12 protein-coding genes are annotated in these 13,829 nt (G+C 46.5%); 6 read left to right on the forward strand and 6 right to left on the reverse strand.

Translation table 11 applies throughout. The features are described from left to right. Window positions 1-29: 29 nt before the first annotated feature. Window positions 30-1,487, reverse strand: coding sequence for a PTS system trehalose-specific EIIBC component (gene treP, locus HMPREF9698_RS03610; RefSeq protein ID WP_003777385.1), 1,458 nt, complete (start codon window positions 1,485-1,487; stop codon window positions 30-32). Between the two features lie 446 nt (window positions 1,488-1,933). On the opposite strand from treP, the gene ftcD reads away from it, so the two are divergent. After that, window positions 1,934-2,839: a glutamate formimidoyltransferase gene (gene ftcD, locus HMPREF9698_RS03615; protein ID WP_003777386.1), complete on the forward strand. Its 906-nt coding sequence runs from the start codon at window positions 1,934-1,936 to the stop codon at window positions 2,837-2,839. 111 nt (window positions 2,840-2,950) lie between these two features. On the opposite strand, the gene HMPREF9698_RS03620 is transcribed toward ftcD, so the two are convergent. The 5 genes from HMPREF9698_RS03620 to rpmH form a co-directional block, all read right to left on the reverse strand. Continuing rightward, window positions 2,951-4,237 (reverse strand): bifunctional folylpolyglutamate synthase/dihydrofolate synthase, encoded by a 1,287-nt coding sequence (locus HMPREF9698_RS03620; protein WP_003777387.1) that lies wholly within the window; start codon window positions 4,235-4,237, stop codon window positions 2,951-2,953. A gap of 67 nt (window positions 4,238-4,304) precedes the next feature. Then, window positions 4,305-5,351, reverse strand: coding sequence for an RNA-binding cell elongation regulator Jag/EloR (gene jag / locus HMPREF9698_RS08420; protein WP_003777389.1), 1,047 nt, complete (start codon window positions 5,349-5,351; stop codon window positions 4,305-4,307). A 105-nt stretch (window positions 5,352-5,456) separates the two neighbouring features. Beyond that, window positions 5,457-6,323, reverse strand: coding sequence for a membrane protein insertase YidC (yidC, locus tag HMPREF9698_RS03630; protein WP_003777391.1), 867 nt, complete (start codon window positions 6,321-6,323; stop codon window positions 5,457-5,459). 29 nt (window positions 6,324-6,352) lie between these two features. After that, on the reverse strand, window positions 6,353-6,709 hold the full coding sequence (gene rnpA, locus HMPREF9698_RS03635) for a ribonuclease P protein component (RefSeq protein ID WP_003777393.1): 357 nt from the start codon (window positions 6,707-6,709) through the stop codon (window positions 6,353-6,355). Between the two features lie 133 nt (window positions 6,710-6,842). Beyond that, the gene (gene rpmH, locus HMPREF9698_RS03640) at window positions 6,843-6,983 is read right to left on the reverse strand and encodes a 50S ribosomal protein L34 (protein ID WP_003777395.1); all 141 of its coding nucleotides are present in this window, start codon (window positions 6,981-6,983) and stop codon (window positions 6,843-6,845) included. 501 nt (window positions 6,984-7,484) lie between these two features. On the opposite strand from rpmH, the gene dnaA reads away from it, so the two are divergent. From dnaA to gyrB, 5 genes are all read left to right on the forward strand, one after another. Next, the gene (gene dnaA, locus HMPREF9698_RS03645; RefSeq protein ID WP_003777397.1) at window positions 7,485-8,819 is read left to right on the forward strand and encodes a chromosomal replication initiator protein DnaA; all 1,335 of its coding nucleotides are present in this window, start codon (window positions 7,485-7,487) and stop codon (window positions 8,817-8,819) included. A gap of 241 nt (window positions 8,820-9,060) precedes the next feature. Beyond that, complete coding sequence (dnaN, locus tag HMPREF9698_RS03650) at window positions 9,061-10,194, forward strand: DNA polymerase III subunit beta (RefSeq protein WP_003777400.1); 1,134 nt, start codon at window positions 9,061-9,063, stop codon at window positions 10,192-10,194. A gap of 241 nt (window positions 10,195-10,435) precedes the next feature. Beyond that, the gene (gene yaaA, locus HMPREF9698_RS03655; RefSeq protein ID WP_003777403.1) at window positions 10,436-10,669 is read left to right on the forward strand and encodes a S4 domain-containing protein YaaA; all 234 of its coding nucleotides are present in this window, start codon (window positions 10,436-10,438) and stop codon (window positions 10,667-10,669) included. Between the two features lie 5 nt (window positions 10,670-10,674). Further along, the gene (gene recF / locus HMPREF9698_RS03660; protein ID WP_040292447.1) at window positions 10,675-11,820 is read left to right on the forward strand and encodes a DNA replication/repair protein RecF; all 1,146 of its coding nucleotides are present in this window, start codon (window positions 10,675-10,677) and stop codon (window positions 11,818-11,820) included. Window positions 11,821-11,861: 41 nt separating this feature from the next. Next, a complete protein-coding gene (gyrB, locus tag HMPREF9698_RS03665) occupies window positions 11,862-13,811 on the forward strand; it encodes a DNA topoisomerase (ATP-hydrolyzing) subunit B (RefSeq protein WP_003777406.1) in 1,950 nt (649 codons plus the stop codon). Window positions 13,812-13,829: the final 18 nt, after the last annotated feature.

A 13,829-nucleotide genomic window follows, 5' to 3' on the forward strand; every position in this document is an offset into this window, starting at 1 on the left:
CAAGGCTGGACCAGAGACCGGGTATTTCCTTAACGACCAAGTTTTGGAATCGGGATCCCTTCAATTTTTTGCTTGGTTAAGAAACCTGTTTTTTCGAAAATATACACGCAAACAATGGGGACGACAAAGGCAATGGCCATACCAATAGCAAAAGAAACAAAGGAACCAGTGGCAGCTGATAGGATACCTGGCAGGCCACCAACACCAATTGAATTAGCTGCGGTGGAAGAGAGGACCGACCACAAGCCAGCAAAAGCCGACCCAATCATCCCAGCCACCAGTGGATAGACATACTTGATGTTGATCCCAAAGAGGGCTGGTTCGGTAACTCCTAGGTAGGCAGAAATAGCTGCCGGCAGGGAGACAGAAGCTTCCTGCTTGTCATTACGGTTCTTGAAGTAAATGGCCAAGACTGCTGAGCCTTGAGCAATATTGGAGAAGGCAATCATAGGCCAGAGGATGGTCTGGCCATATTCAGCCACCAATTGGAGGTCGATGGCATTGGTCATGTGGTGGAGGCCGGTAACCACAAGTGGGGCGTACAAGCCACCAAACAGAAAACCAAAGAGCCAGTTAAGAGACCCGCTAAGACCCCACTGGACAATTTGGGCCAACCAGGTGCCCAGGGTCCAACCGATGGGCCCAATGACGGCGTGGGCAATAAAGACGGTTGGGACCAAGGCCAAGAGGGGGACAAAGATCATGGAAATAGCTTCTGGGATCACCCGTCTGAAAAAACGTTCTAAGTAGACTAGGATAAAGCCAGCCATCATAGCCGGAATAACTTGGGCTTGGTAGCCAATCTTGTCTAAGGTAAAGAAGCCAAAGTCCCAAACTTCCACCTCCCCAGCCAGGATTTCAGTTACCCCATAAGCATTTAAAAGCTGTGGGGAAACCAGGGTAATCCCTAAGACAATCCCTAAAATCTGGGTCGTCCCCATCTTCCGGGTAATAGCCCAGGTAATCCCAACTGGCAGGAAGTGGAAAATTGCTTCACCCGGTAGCCACAAGAAGTCAAATACACCGGCCCAGAACTGGGAGCTTTCAGCGATGGTTTGACCCCCCAAAAAGTCCATCTGAATTTCTCCGATAATATTGCGGAAACCTAAGATCAAACCACCAATGACGATGGCTGGAATCAAGGGAGAGAAAATCTCTGCCAGGTTGGCCATCAATTGTTGGAGCCAGTTCATATTGGACTTCCCAGCTTGTTTGACATCATCTTTTGAGGCTTCTTCCACCCCTGAAATTTTAGCAAATTCATTGTAGAACTCAGACACATTATTACCAATAATGACCTGGAATTGGCCAGCTTGGGTAAAAGATCCCTTGACCGACTCCAGATCTTCAATTTTATCAATATCCGCCTTGTCACTGTCCACTAATACAAACCGCATCCGGGTCGCACAGTGGGTGACTGCACTAATGTTGTCACTGCCACCAATTAATTCAAGCAGAGCCTTTGCATCCTGGCTAAAATCTGCCATTTAAACCCCTCCTATAAGCTTTCCACTGTATCTTTCTTTCTTCAGGCAACAGCCTTAGTGCCTTAAATATACTGAAAATGTAAGCCTTTTACAAGTTATATCTTATAGATTTTTGTAATAACTTACTTTGAAGCTGGGCTTGGTTTTTAAGTCTATCTGGGCAGGGTTTAAGGCAAGGCTGCCGACCACTTAATCTGACTTATCTTCGGGTTTTTACAGGAGGTTAGGGAAGCTGGTTTTAGCAGGCGAGTCCTTGCATCGGTCTTGACTTTTTAGCAGGAGGTACACGAAGGCTAGCCTTACTTGCTAAGCTCTAGCAGGTGGCTTGACTTTTAGAGGGTTACCAAAACCAGGTCAAATTGCCAAGCCCTGCATATGGCTTGACCTTTGCCGGGCAACTGGTAAGCTAAATGTAAAAGTCTGAACAAAGTTTAGGAGGATACTTCATGTCTCAAGTCATTGAATTGGTCCCTAATTTTAGCGAAGGGGTTAACGAAGATATCATTTCTGGCCTCGTCAGGCTTGCCCAGTCCACACCAGGAGCCAGCCTCTTGGACTACTCGGCAGATAGCAACCACAACCGGACAGTCCTCAGCTTGGTGGGTAGTCCAGAAGCGATTAAGGAAGTGGCCTTTAACCTGATCCAATACGCCAAAAACCACATTGACCTAACCCAGCACAAGGGAGCTCACCCGCGCATGGGGGCAACCGATGTCTGTCCCTTAATCCCCCTCAAGGATACCAGTATCGAAGAATGTGTTGACCTGGCCCAAAAAATTGCCAAACGGGTTGGAGAAGAATTAGATATTCCGATTTTCTTATATGAAGCAGCAGCCACAGCTCCCCACCGGAAAAATATTGCCAAGATTCGCAAAGGTGAGTTTGAAGGTATGGCCGATAAGATCAAAGAAGACAAGTGGCAGCCAGACTACGGCCCAGACCAAGTCCACCCAAGAGCAGGAGCAACTGCTATTGGAGCCCGCATGCCCCTAGTGGCCTTTAATGTCAACCTGGATACCGACAATATTGACCTGGCCAAGCGAATTGCCAAGATCGTCCGTGGGTCTTCTGGTGGCTTCAAGTACTGTAAGGCCATCGGGGTGATGTTAGAAGACCGGCAAGTCGCCCAAGTTTCTATGAATATGGTCAACTACAAAAAAACCCCTCTCTACCGGGTTTTTGAAACCATCCGTTTCGAAGCCAAGCACTACGGGGTTGGTATCCTAGGAACAGAAATTGTGGGCCTAACCCCGGCTGAGGCCCTCATTGATTCAGCGAACTATTACCTACAAACAGAAGACTTTAACCCTGATCACCAAGTTATTGAAAATCAGTTATTAAATGACCTATAGAAGGATTAATATCTAGGAGTCTAAGCGGTTCAAAGCCTTGTCAATTCTCAAAACTTGTCCACTCAATTTAACCAAAAAAAGCTCTCATCTCGAGAGCTTTTTTAATCTTAATTAACCGGATGCTTCATGGTAAAGTTTTAGGAAGTCGCCAACCAAGTAGAGGGAGCCAAAGATAATGATAATTTCATCTGCTTTTGCTTGCTGGTTTATGTAGTCTAAGATGGCTTGGAGGCTGGCCACACTGGAGGCCTGATAGCCCTTGTCAGTCAAAGATTGAACGGCCTGGTCGACATCAAAACCGCGAGTCAAATCGGGTGAAATCAAGTAAAATTTATCAGCTGTTTCCCCCAGGAGGTCAAACATTTTGGCGAAGTCTTTTTCGACCATCATTCCGGCAAAATAGGTGATTTTTTTGCCGGGGAAAAAGTGGTCAATTGACTGTCTAAGAGCCTTGACCCCGATTTCGTTGTGGGCCCCATCAAGAACAACCACTGGCTGGTCAGATAGCTTTTGCATCCGGCCTGGCCAGTGGGTCGTCTTCAAGCCTTCTAATATGTCTAAATCTGTCAAATCAGGGTAAGATTGTTGGACAATCTTCAAGGCTTCATAAGCCAAGGCAGTATTTATCAGCTGGTGGTTGCCAATCATTTGAGTCTCTAAAACCAAGTCCCCACCGTATTTAAAGGACTGGTAATCAAGGGTTTGATGAACAATGTCAAACTTGTCGGGATGGACAATGGTTAAATTACTGTCCATTTCCTTGGACACCTCTTTAACAATAGCCAATAAATGGTCGGCAAGAGGGCCCACCACCACCGGACAGTCTTTCTTAATAATCCCTGCCTTGTGCCGGGTAATTTCTTCCAGGGTATTACCCAAGACATGGGTGTGGTCATAGCCAATAGAGGTAATGACTGAGACCAGTGGGGAAGGCACCACATTGGTCGCATCGATTTTACCCCCTACACCAGTTTCTAAAACTAAAAAGTTTACCCCCGCTTGCTTAAAGTATAGGAAGGCAAGGGCAGTTAAGATTTCAAAAGAATAGTATTTTTCACCCAAGCTGTCTTCCAAGCGCTGAACGATGGGGGCAATTTGACCGGTCAAAGCCATTAAGTCTTGGTCAGATATGTAGCAGTCATTAATCCGGATCCGTTCATTGACCCGCTCCAGGTGGGGGCTGGTGTAAAGCCCTGTTTTATAACCAGCCCGGGCCAAGCTGTGGGCAATATATGCACAAGTCGTCCCCTTGCCATTGGTGCCAGCAACGTGGATGACCGGCAAGTCTGCTTCCGGATTGCCTAGCTCTTTGAGTAAAAGTCGCATCCGGTTCAAATTTTTCTTGTCTCCGGTCCCCCGGGTAGTGTTGATGAGACTGATGGTTTCTTTCCAATTCATCTGCAAAGCTCCTAAAAAAGCAGTTATTAGCCAATAACTGCTTTGTATTTTTTATTCTAGTCTACTCCTAAACCTGTTTAGGCTCCACTACTAAGTACCGGTGGGGTTCCTTGCCTTCGGAGTGGGTCTGAACCTCACTGTAGCGGCTAAGCTGGCGGTGGATCTGCTTACGTTCATGGGCCGGCATGGGTTCTAAAATAACGGACTGGTTGGTGTTGATGACCTGCTGGGCCGTTTTCTTAGCCAGGTGCTCCACTGTTCCCTTACGGCGGCTACGGTAGTTTTCGGCATCCACATGGGCGTGGAGTTTATTGTCAGCCCGCTGGTGGAGCTGGATTTGGGCCAGGGTTTGCAAGCCGTTTAAAACCTTCCCATGACGGCCGATCACCAAACCGGCATCCTGGGTATCAATATCATACTTGATAAATTGTTGGTCCTGGATGGTTTCGATGGTGACATCATCGACCCCCATATGACCAATAATGCTAAGGAGGTAGTCTTTGACAAAGCTAATCGCCTCTTGGTCTTCCTGGTTTTCCTGGATGGGAACCTGGCTGAAGGCATCTTGGCGTGACCGGGTATTTCGCGGTCCCTTGTCTGCTTGCCCTTCCACTTGATTTTCTGAATCCTGGTCTTGGGCCTGGTTAGCTAGTGGTTTTGCTGAAGCAGGGCTGGCTTGGCCAGAAGTAGTTTGGGCTAACTGGCTTGAGTCAGCTTGGTCAGAACCTGCTTGGTCAAAGTCTGCTTCACTGGCTTGAGACTGGCTTGACTCAGCCTGGTCACCTGTGTCTTGTTCAGGGCCTTCAAGGTCAGCTTGAAACTGGCTTGAACTAGGGGCATCCTTTGTGTCACCTGCTTCCTCATCCAAGCTAGCACTGGCATCTTGGAGGGGGGAGTTTTTAGGAACCGTTTCTTCGAGGACTTGGTCAACTTGAGACTTTCCCTTGCGTTTTACTGTGACGACAGCATCCTTGGCTCCAAAGCCCAAAAATCCTTTGGTAGCCGGAGTATTGACTTGTATCTCTGCTTCAGAACGGGTGATGCCAAGCTCTTTTAGCCCTTTTTCAATTGCTTCTTCTTCTGTCTTTGCCTGGGCAGTGTACTTCTCAATCATTTCATTTCCTCCATCCATCACCATATGTTGGCAATCTTTCACAAGCTTTGTCTAAGTCCTGTATACCCTTTTAGTTTACCAAATTTTGACAAAAAGTTTAAATGTTTATTTTTTTACATTTCTGCCTTCTTTTTTGGCCTTGCGAATGGCTCTCTTCCGCCGCTGGGCTTTTTCTTTCTCTGCTCGCTCAGCTTCTTCCTGTTCCCGCTTCCGTTTGAAGGGGTTGTTCAAAACTAAGGTCTGGCCGACCCCAAAAATGTTGGAGACGGTGAAGTACAAAGCAAGACCACTGGAGAGGCGGAAAGTAATCAAGATAATAAAGAGGGGCATAATAAAGCTCATCACCTTACCGCCTGCTCCTTCTCGGCCGTACTGCATCAAGAGGGAGTTGATCAAGGTAAAAAGACCGGCCAAAATTGGAAAGATGTAATAAGGGTCTGGCTCCCCTAGGTTAACCCACAGAAAAGACTCGGTTGCCAGTTGTGGAGTCCGGCTAACGGCTTGGTAGACGGCAATGAAGATGGGCATTTGAACCAGTAGGGGTAGGCAGCCCATGAGGGGGTTAACGTCATTTTCTTCATAGAGCTTTTGCTGCTCTTCTTGTAGTTTCTGCTTGGTTTCTGAATCTCGGGCTGAATACTTCTCCTGGAGGGCCTTCATTTGGGGTTGGAGGTCATTCATCTGGTTCATATTCTTGTTTTGGAGGTGGGTTAAAGGCAGGATTAAAATGCGAGAAAGAATGGTAATGACAATAATCCCAATCCCGTAGTTGCCCCCAAACAACTCTGAGACCCAAATGATAAAGCGGGAGAAGTTGTATAGGATAAATCCTTCCCAAAAACCTTCGCTATTGGGGCCAATGGGTTCTAAGTTCTGCCGGGCTTCCTGGCCACATGCAGTTAATAGGACGACCAATGACACAATAGCCAAAGTTAAGATTAATCGCTTGTGTTTCTTTAATTGGTTAATCATGCTATTCCTCTCTTTTTTATATTATAGCCTTATGTAGGTGAATCTTGAAGTAGATGGGCCAATTTAAAGACATGTTTTAACGACTTGATGCACTGGTCCACACTCATGTCCTTGGCAGGCGGCCGGGCAATGACCACAAAGTCGACCGAATCCTTGATCAAGCCTGCTTGGTCTAATTCAAAGACTGCCTGACGCATCTTCCGTTTAATCCGGTTGCGAATGACAGCATTGCCAATTTTTTTCCCAACGGATACCCCCAAGCGGAAGTGGTCTTGGTCCGGCTTGGCCAAGACGTAGACAACAAATTGACGGTTGGCGAATGACTTGCCCTTTTGGAACACCCCTTGGAAGTCTTTGTCAGACTTAACCCGGTACGCTTTTTTCATGAGATTCGCCCTCCTATCTTCTAATGCAGTCCATTGCCCAGTCTCCTAGTTTAAAAAAATAGGCGACCTTCATCCCATCCTTGGATGTCGTCGCCTATCGCAGCTTATCTTATGCTTTAAGCCAATATTCAACTTAGTAGCTTAAACGTTTTCTACCCTTGCGGCGTCTGTTTTTTAAAATTTTACGGCCGTTTTTCGTACTCATGCGTTTACGGAAACCGTGATTCTTTTTCCCTTTTCGTTTTTTGGGGTTAAATGTAAGTCCTTGAGCCATTGAAAACACCTCCTGAATCAATTTTGCTTTTAAAAAGCCTCAATCATTTCTTATTCAATAGATAGACTGACTCTACAAGTTTATGTAATGTTTACTGGAATGTCAAGGAAATTTTACAAAAGTCAGGTCAAAAATTGACTCTTCTTAAACAATTTTATCCACAAGCTTGCGGAAAAAATTTTGTCGGTAAGGTCTAACCACAGGATTTTCCAGTTTTTATCCACAAGTCCTCAAGGAGGGATAGAAGTTTGTGATTAACTTTCCATTTCTGTGGATAAGACTTTATTTACTGCTATAATAAGCTTTTTAACCTCTTAATTATCCACAGTTCTTGAGGAAATCCGAAAACATTTTAGTTTATACACAGAAATTCAGATCGTGTGGATAAGTTTTTCTCCACACTTGTGACTTTCTTTATCCACTTTTTTTAAAATCTGTGGAAAACTCCAAGCGATCGTGGTAAAATTTGGTGTATATTATTTTTTGTCAGGAGGAAGAAGATTGACCGACAAGCAAGAATTATGGTCTTTTATCCGAGACAAGTTTCAAGATTCTCTCGCCAAAATTAGCTTTGATGCCTGGATAAACTCAGCCGACTTGATCGACATCAGCCAAGACACAGTAACCATTCAAGTCCAGTCCACCTTGCACAAGGACTATTGGGAAAACAATTTAACCAATCAAACAGTCCAGTACCTCTATGAGTATTTTGGCAAGGAAATGACCCCCCGATTTGTTACCGAAGATGAAAACCAAGCCCAAATGGACCAAAGTCAGCTTGAGAGCCAAAAGCAAGACAGCCGCCCTCCTGCCTTTAAGCCAAGCTCTTTAAATGACAAATACACCTTTGAGACTTTTGTCATAGGCAAGGGCAACCAGATGGCCCACGCCGCAGCATTAGTGGTTTCCGAAGAGCCTGGGACTATCTACAACCCCCTCTTTTTCTACGGGGGCGTGGGTTTGGGCAAAACCCACCTCATGCATGCTATTGGCCACCAATACCTCCAGCTCAACCCCCAAGCCAATGTTAAGTATGTCACCTCAGAAAATTTTGCCAACGACTTTATTAACTCTATCCAGGACCGGACCCAGGAGAGTTTCCGCCAAGAATACCGGAATGTGGACTTGCTTTTGGTTGATGACATCCAGTTCTTTGCCGACAAGGAAGGGACCCAGGAAGAGTTTTTCCACACCTTTAACGAGCTCTATGACAAGCGTAAGCAAATTGTTTTGACTAGTGACCGCTTGCCCAACGAAATTCCCAAGCTTCAGGAACGTCTGGTCTCCCGCTTTGCCTGGGGTCTGTCTGTTGACATTACTCCCCCTGACTTGGAGACCCGGATTGCCATCTTAAGGAAGAAGGCCAATGCTGAACGACTGGAAATCCCAGACGAAACTCTTAGCTATATTGCAGGGCAAATTGACTCCAACATCAGAGAGCTGGAAGGGGCCCTGGTCCGGGTCCAGGCCTTTTCTGCCATCCAACAAAGCGATATCACCACCAGCCTGGCAGCGGACGCCTTGAAAAGTATGGTTAAAGTAGACAAGAAAGAAAACTTGTCCATCCCCACCATCCAGCAAAAGGTCTGCAAGCACTTTGGCATTACCCTGGCGGAGATGAAGGGGAAAAAACGGACCAAACACATTGTCATTCCCCGGCAAGTAGCCATGTACCTATCCCGGGAATACACCACTAGCTCCCTGCCCAAAATCGGTAAGGAATTTGGCGGCAAGGACCATACCACTGTCATCCATGCCCACGAAAAAATTCAAAAATTGATGAAAGAAGACCCCGATCTCAAACAGGATATCGCTGACTTGGAAAAACAATTGTAGAAGTCTTGTGGATAAGTCCTCAGCTTATCCACATACTTTGCCACACTTTATCCACATGTGGATTGGTTCAAAGGCGAACTTCAGTAAACTTTTCCCCATTATCCACAGGTCCTACTACTAATACTAATTATTTAATATATAAATGAAGACCAGGGGCTGGCCAGTCATTAAATGAATAAAGGCAAAGCCTAGATTCATCTATGGTATACTTAAAAAGAAAAAGAAGTTTGGAGGGATTTTTTTGAAATTTTCAGTAAAACGGACGGAATTTCTAAAAGTATTAAAAAATGTGCAGATTGCAGTGTCTTCTAAAAGTACCATCGCTATCTTGACCGGGATTAAATTAGAAGCGGATAACCAGGGTTTAACCTTAACCGGATCTAACTCGGATATCTCAGTTGAAAGTTACTTATCTGTGACCGATGAAGGGGCGGATTTGGTTATTGATGAGCCGGGGCAGATTGTCTTGCAACCAGCCCGGTTATTTGCCAATATCGTCCAAAAATTACCGGACACCCACTTTAAGGTAAACGTTAGCCAAGGCCAGCAAACCCAAATCACCTCAGCTTCAGCCTCCTTTACTATCAACGGCATTGACGCCATGTCCTACCCCCACTTGCCAGATATCGACCTGGAGGAATCCTTTACCCTGCCGGTTGACCTCTTTAAAAACATGATCAACCAGACTGTCATCGCAGTCTCCAACCATGAAAGTCGGCCCATCCTAACTGGGGTTAACCTATCTCTCAAAGAGGGCCGACTCAAGGCAGTGGCAACCGACAGCCACCGTTTGTCGCAACGGTCCATCCAATTAGAGTCAGCGCCTGATATTTCCTTTGACATTGTGATACCAGGTAAGTCTTTGACTGAACTGACTAAGTTGATGGATGCAGATGAAGAAGTCCGGGTAGCCATCAGCGACAACCAAATCTTATTTGCCCTCTCGACCAGCCAGTTTTACTCTCGGCTCCTAGAAGGTAAGTATCCTGATACCGACCGCTTGATCCCAGGCGACACCCCAACGGAAATCACCTTGGACACCAAGGAATTACAGGGGGCTGTTGACCGGGCTTCCCTCCTCTCCCATGAAGGGAAAAACAATGTGGTCCAACTCACAGTGACTGCTGACAAGTTGGAAATCGAAGGCCAGTCAGCTGAAGTGGGCCATGTCCAAGAAGAAATTGACTTTGGCCACTTCCAAGGCCAAGACTTAACCATTTCTTTCAACCCAGACTACTTAAAAGAGGCCTTGGCTACCTTTGGCCAAGGAGAAATTAAGTTGAAATTAGTTTCGACCTTGCGACCCTTTGTCATCGTCCCAAGTGAGGACCAAGGAGACTTTATCCAACTTATTACTCCAATCCGAACAGCCTAAGTCCATTAACCAAGCCTTCAGGCGGGATCTCCAAGAGATCCCGCCTTTTTTATGGTTTATTGTCCTTTTTAACCTTTGCGAGGGGTAAAAGTTAGCTAGGCGGTAAAAAGGCCAAAATGGATAAATATCGCCCCATTTATGGCTTTTTAAGGGGAATTATGGTATAATGATAAAGGATGACGAAAGTGTGGCGTGGTTTTTCCACGTCTTTATTTTAGCCTGAATATAAGGAGTGAACCCTGTGGCTTTTGAGACTGTTACAATTGATGGGGACTACATAACCCTAGCCCAGCTCTTAAAATTTACCGATATTATCAGCAGTGGTGGCATGGCCAAGCCTTTTTTAGCGGAATACCAGGTCTTTTTAAATGGGGACTTGGAAGACCGACGTGGCAAGAAGGTCTATCCGGGGGACCTTGTCGAAATTCCGGCTATCCAGGCTAGCTTTCAAATTGAGTCGACCCAGCAAGTGTGATCCCGATGATCTTGGAAGACCTCGAATTAAAGGGCTTTCGCAACTACCAGGAGGCCAACTTGCAGTTTTCCCCCGGGGTTAATGTCTTCCTTGGTGCAAATGCCCAAGGGAAAACCAATCTTTTGGAAAGCATCTATTTCCTGGGACTGGCCCGGAGCCACCGGACGGCCAAGGACAAGGAATTAATCAAGTGGGATGAAGCCTTTACCCGGGTCAAGGGCTTGGTCCGGACAAGCCACAACTCTTATCCCTTAGAGATTTCGGTGTCCAAAACAGGTAAACAGGCCAAAATGAACCACCTGGACCAAAACAAGTTAAGTCACTACATTGGGAACTTGAATATTATCCTTTTTGCGCCGGAAGACTTGGAACTGGTCAAGGGACCTCCTGCTACAAGGCGGCGGTTTATTGACATTGAATTGGGTCAGATGAACCCCATCTACCTCCACCAAGTCGTTGAATACCAAAGGATCCTCAAGCAGCGCAACCAATACTTGAAACTGTCTAACCAGCCTAAAAAATTTGACCAGCTTTACCTGGAAATTTTGACGGACCAATTGGCCCAGGCAGGCAGTCAAGTGATTTATGACCGCCAGCAATTTTCCAAGGACCTGGAGGCCTTGGCCCAGCCCATCCAGGCCAATATTTCCCAAGCTAAGGAAGAGTTGAAAATCCAGTATGAAACTAGCGTCCAAGATGACAATCTGAGTCAAAAGGAGTCCATCTACTCTAATCTTTTAGACTTGTATGACCAAAACCAGGACAAGGAATTCCGCCGGCAGACCACGGTGGTAGGCCCCCACCGAGATGATTTAGCCTTTTACGTCAATGGACACAATGTCCAAACTTATGGGTCCCAGGGCCAGCAGCGGACCACTAGCTTGTCGGTCAAATTGGCCGAGATTGACTTGATGAAGGACAAAACCTCAGAATACCCTGTCTTGCTTTTAGACGATGTTCTTAGCGAATTGGACGACAATCGTCAAACCCATTTGCTCAAAACCATTGAAAATAAAGTCCAAGTTTTTTTAACAACAACCAGTCTAGAAGGTGTCAAAATTGAACTTTTAAACCAACCTGAAATTTACTTTGTGTCCAGCGGTCAAGTGACTGTTGACAGTGACCGTGGACAGAACAAGAGAAGCGATTGACACTAGTGTCCAGGCAGACCATAGAAGGAGTGTGACGTGTAATGGCTGAAGACAGACCATTAACACCGGATGAGTTAGCAGAACTGAAAAAAACATATGATGCTAGTCAAATCCAAGTCTTAGAAGGCTTAGAAGCGGTAAGAGTACGGCCCGGTATGTACATTGGGTCAACCAGCAAGGAAGGCCTCCACCATTTGGTATGGGAGATCGTGGACAATGCTATTGACGAAGCTATGGCTGGTTATGCCGATAAGATTTCTGTTTCCATTTTGGAAGGCGATGTGATCCAAGTGGCAGATAACGGCCGGGGCATCCCGGTTGATATCCAGGAAAAAACAGGCCGGCCAGCTGTTGAAACTGTCTTTACAGTCCTCCACGCTGGTGGGAAATTTGGTGGCGGTGGCTACAAGGTTTCTGGTGGTCTGCACGGTGTTGGGTCTTCAGTGGTCAATGCCCTGTCAGAATACCTCCAGGTCCAGGTCCACCGAGATGGCAAAATTTACCAACAAGTCTACAAGCGAGGTCTGGTTGATTCTGACTTGGAAGTGGTGGGGGAGACCGACCACACTGGGACTATTGTTACCTTTAAGGCAGACAGTTTAATCTTTAAAGATACTACTTCTTATGACTTCGATACTTTAGCTACCCGGATTCGGGAGTTGGCCTTCTTAAACCGAGGCTTGAATATTTCCATCGAAGACAAGCGGCAAGCAGATGGCCAGTCCTTGAACTACCACTTTGAAGGTGGGATATCGAGTTATGTTGACCACTTAAATTCCAAGCGGGAGGTCCTTTATGAGACCCCAATTTTCTTGGAAGGGGAAGAAGAGGGAATTTCTGTTGAGATTGCCCTCCAGCATACCGACAGCTTCCATACCAACTTGATGAGTTTTGCCAATAATATCCACACCTATGAGGGCGGGATGCATATTTCCGGTTTCAAGACAGCCCTCACCCGGGCGGTCAACGACTATGCCCGGAAGAATAACTTGCTCCGGGAGTCAGAGGATAACTTTACCGGCGATGACGTTCGGGAAGGTTTGACAGTGGTCTTGTCAATCAAGCACCCGGACCCCCAATTTGAAGGGCAAACCAAGACCAAGCTGGGGAACTCTGAAGTCAGAGGGATTATCGACCGGCTCTTTAGCCAGCACTTTGAACGCTATCTCATGGAAAATCCCAAGGTAGGTAAGCGGATTGTCGACAAGGCCCTTCTGGCTTCCAAGGCCCGTCAGGCAGCCAAGAGAGCCCGGGAAGTCACCCGGAAGAAATCAGGCCTGGAAATCAGCAACCTACCGGGTAAATTGGCGGACTGTTCTTCTAAAGACCCTGAAGAATCTGAACTCTTTATTGTAGAGGGGGATTCAGCTGGTGGGTCGGCTAAGCAAGGCCGGTCCCGGATCTTTCAAGCGATCTTACCGATTAGGGGTAAGATTTTGAATGTCGAAAAAGCTAGCATTGACCGCATCTTAGCCAATGAAGAAATCCGGTCCCTCTTTACAGCCATGGGAACTGGTTTTGGGGAAGAATTTAATGTTGAAGAAGCCCGTTACAATAAACTGATTATCATGACGGATGCGGATGTCGACGGAGCCCACATCCGGACCCTGGTCTTGACCCTTCTTTACCGGTATATGCGGCCTCTCATTGAAGCAGGTTTCGTCTACATTGCCCAGCCACCCCTCTACCAGGTCAAGCAAGGCAAGAAGGTTAAATACTTGGATAGTGACCGGGAACTGGACTCCTACTTGAAAGAAATTCCTGACTCACCCAAGCCTTCTGTCCAACGCTACAAAGGCTTAGGAGAAATGGATGCTGAGCAGTTGTGGGAAACCACCATGAACCCAGAACACCGCCGCTTACTTCGGGTAGACGTAGACGACGCCATTGAGGCTGACACTATTTTTGACATGTTGATGGGTGAGGATGTCAAACCCCGGCGCGACTTTATCAAAGAAAATGCCCGTTACGTGGAAAATATCGATATCTAGCCTTGTCCAAAGCTGTTA

It is taken from the genome of Alloiococcus otitis ATCC 51267, from assembly GCF_000315445.1.
GTDB classification, from domain to species: Bacteria; Bacillota; Bacilli; order Lactobacillales; family Carnobacteriaceae_A; genus Alloiococcus; species Alloiococcus otitis.

Bases quoted from the DNA above. Each gene is read 5' to 3' on its own strand.
- gyrB (WP_003777406.1), top strand. From the start codon at position 11,862: ATGGCTGAAGACAGACCATTAACACCGGATGAGTTAGCAGAACTGAAA.
- rpmH (WP_003777395.1), bottom strand. From the start codon at position 6,983: ATGGCTCAAGGACTTACATTTAACCCCAAAAAACGAAAAGGGAAAAAG.
- jag (WP_003777389.1), bottom strand. From the start codon at position 5,351: ATGATTGAGAAGTACACTGCCCAGGCAAAGACAGAAGAAGAAGCAATT.
- ftcD (WP_003777386.1), top strand. From the start codon at position 1,934: ATGTCTCAAGTCATTGAATTGGTCCCTAATTTTAGCGAAGGGGTTAAC.
- recF (WP_040292447.1), top strand. From the start codon at position 10,675: ATGATCTTGGAAGACCTCGAATTAAAGGGCTTTCGCAACTACCAGGAG.
- rnpA (WP_003777393.1), bottom strand. From the start codon at position 6,709: ATGAAAAAAGCGTACCGGGTTAAGTCTGACAAAGACTTCCAAGGGGTG.
- HMPREF9698_RS03620 (WP_003777387.1), bottom strand. From the start codon at position 4,237: ATGAATTGGAAAGAAACCATCAGTCTCATCAACACTACCCGGGGGACC.
- treP (WP_003777385.1), bottom strand. From the start codon at position 1,487: ATGGCAGATTTTAGCCAGGATGCAAAGGCTCTGCTTGAATTAATTGGT.
- yidC (WP_003777391.1), bottom strand. From the start codon at position 6,323: ATGATTAACCAATTAAAGAAACACAAGCGATTAATCTTAACTTTGGCT.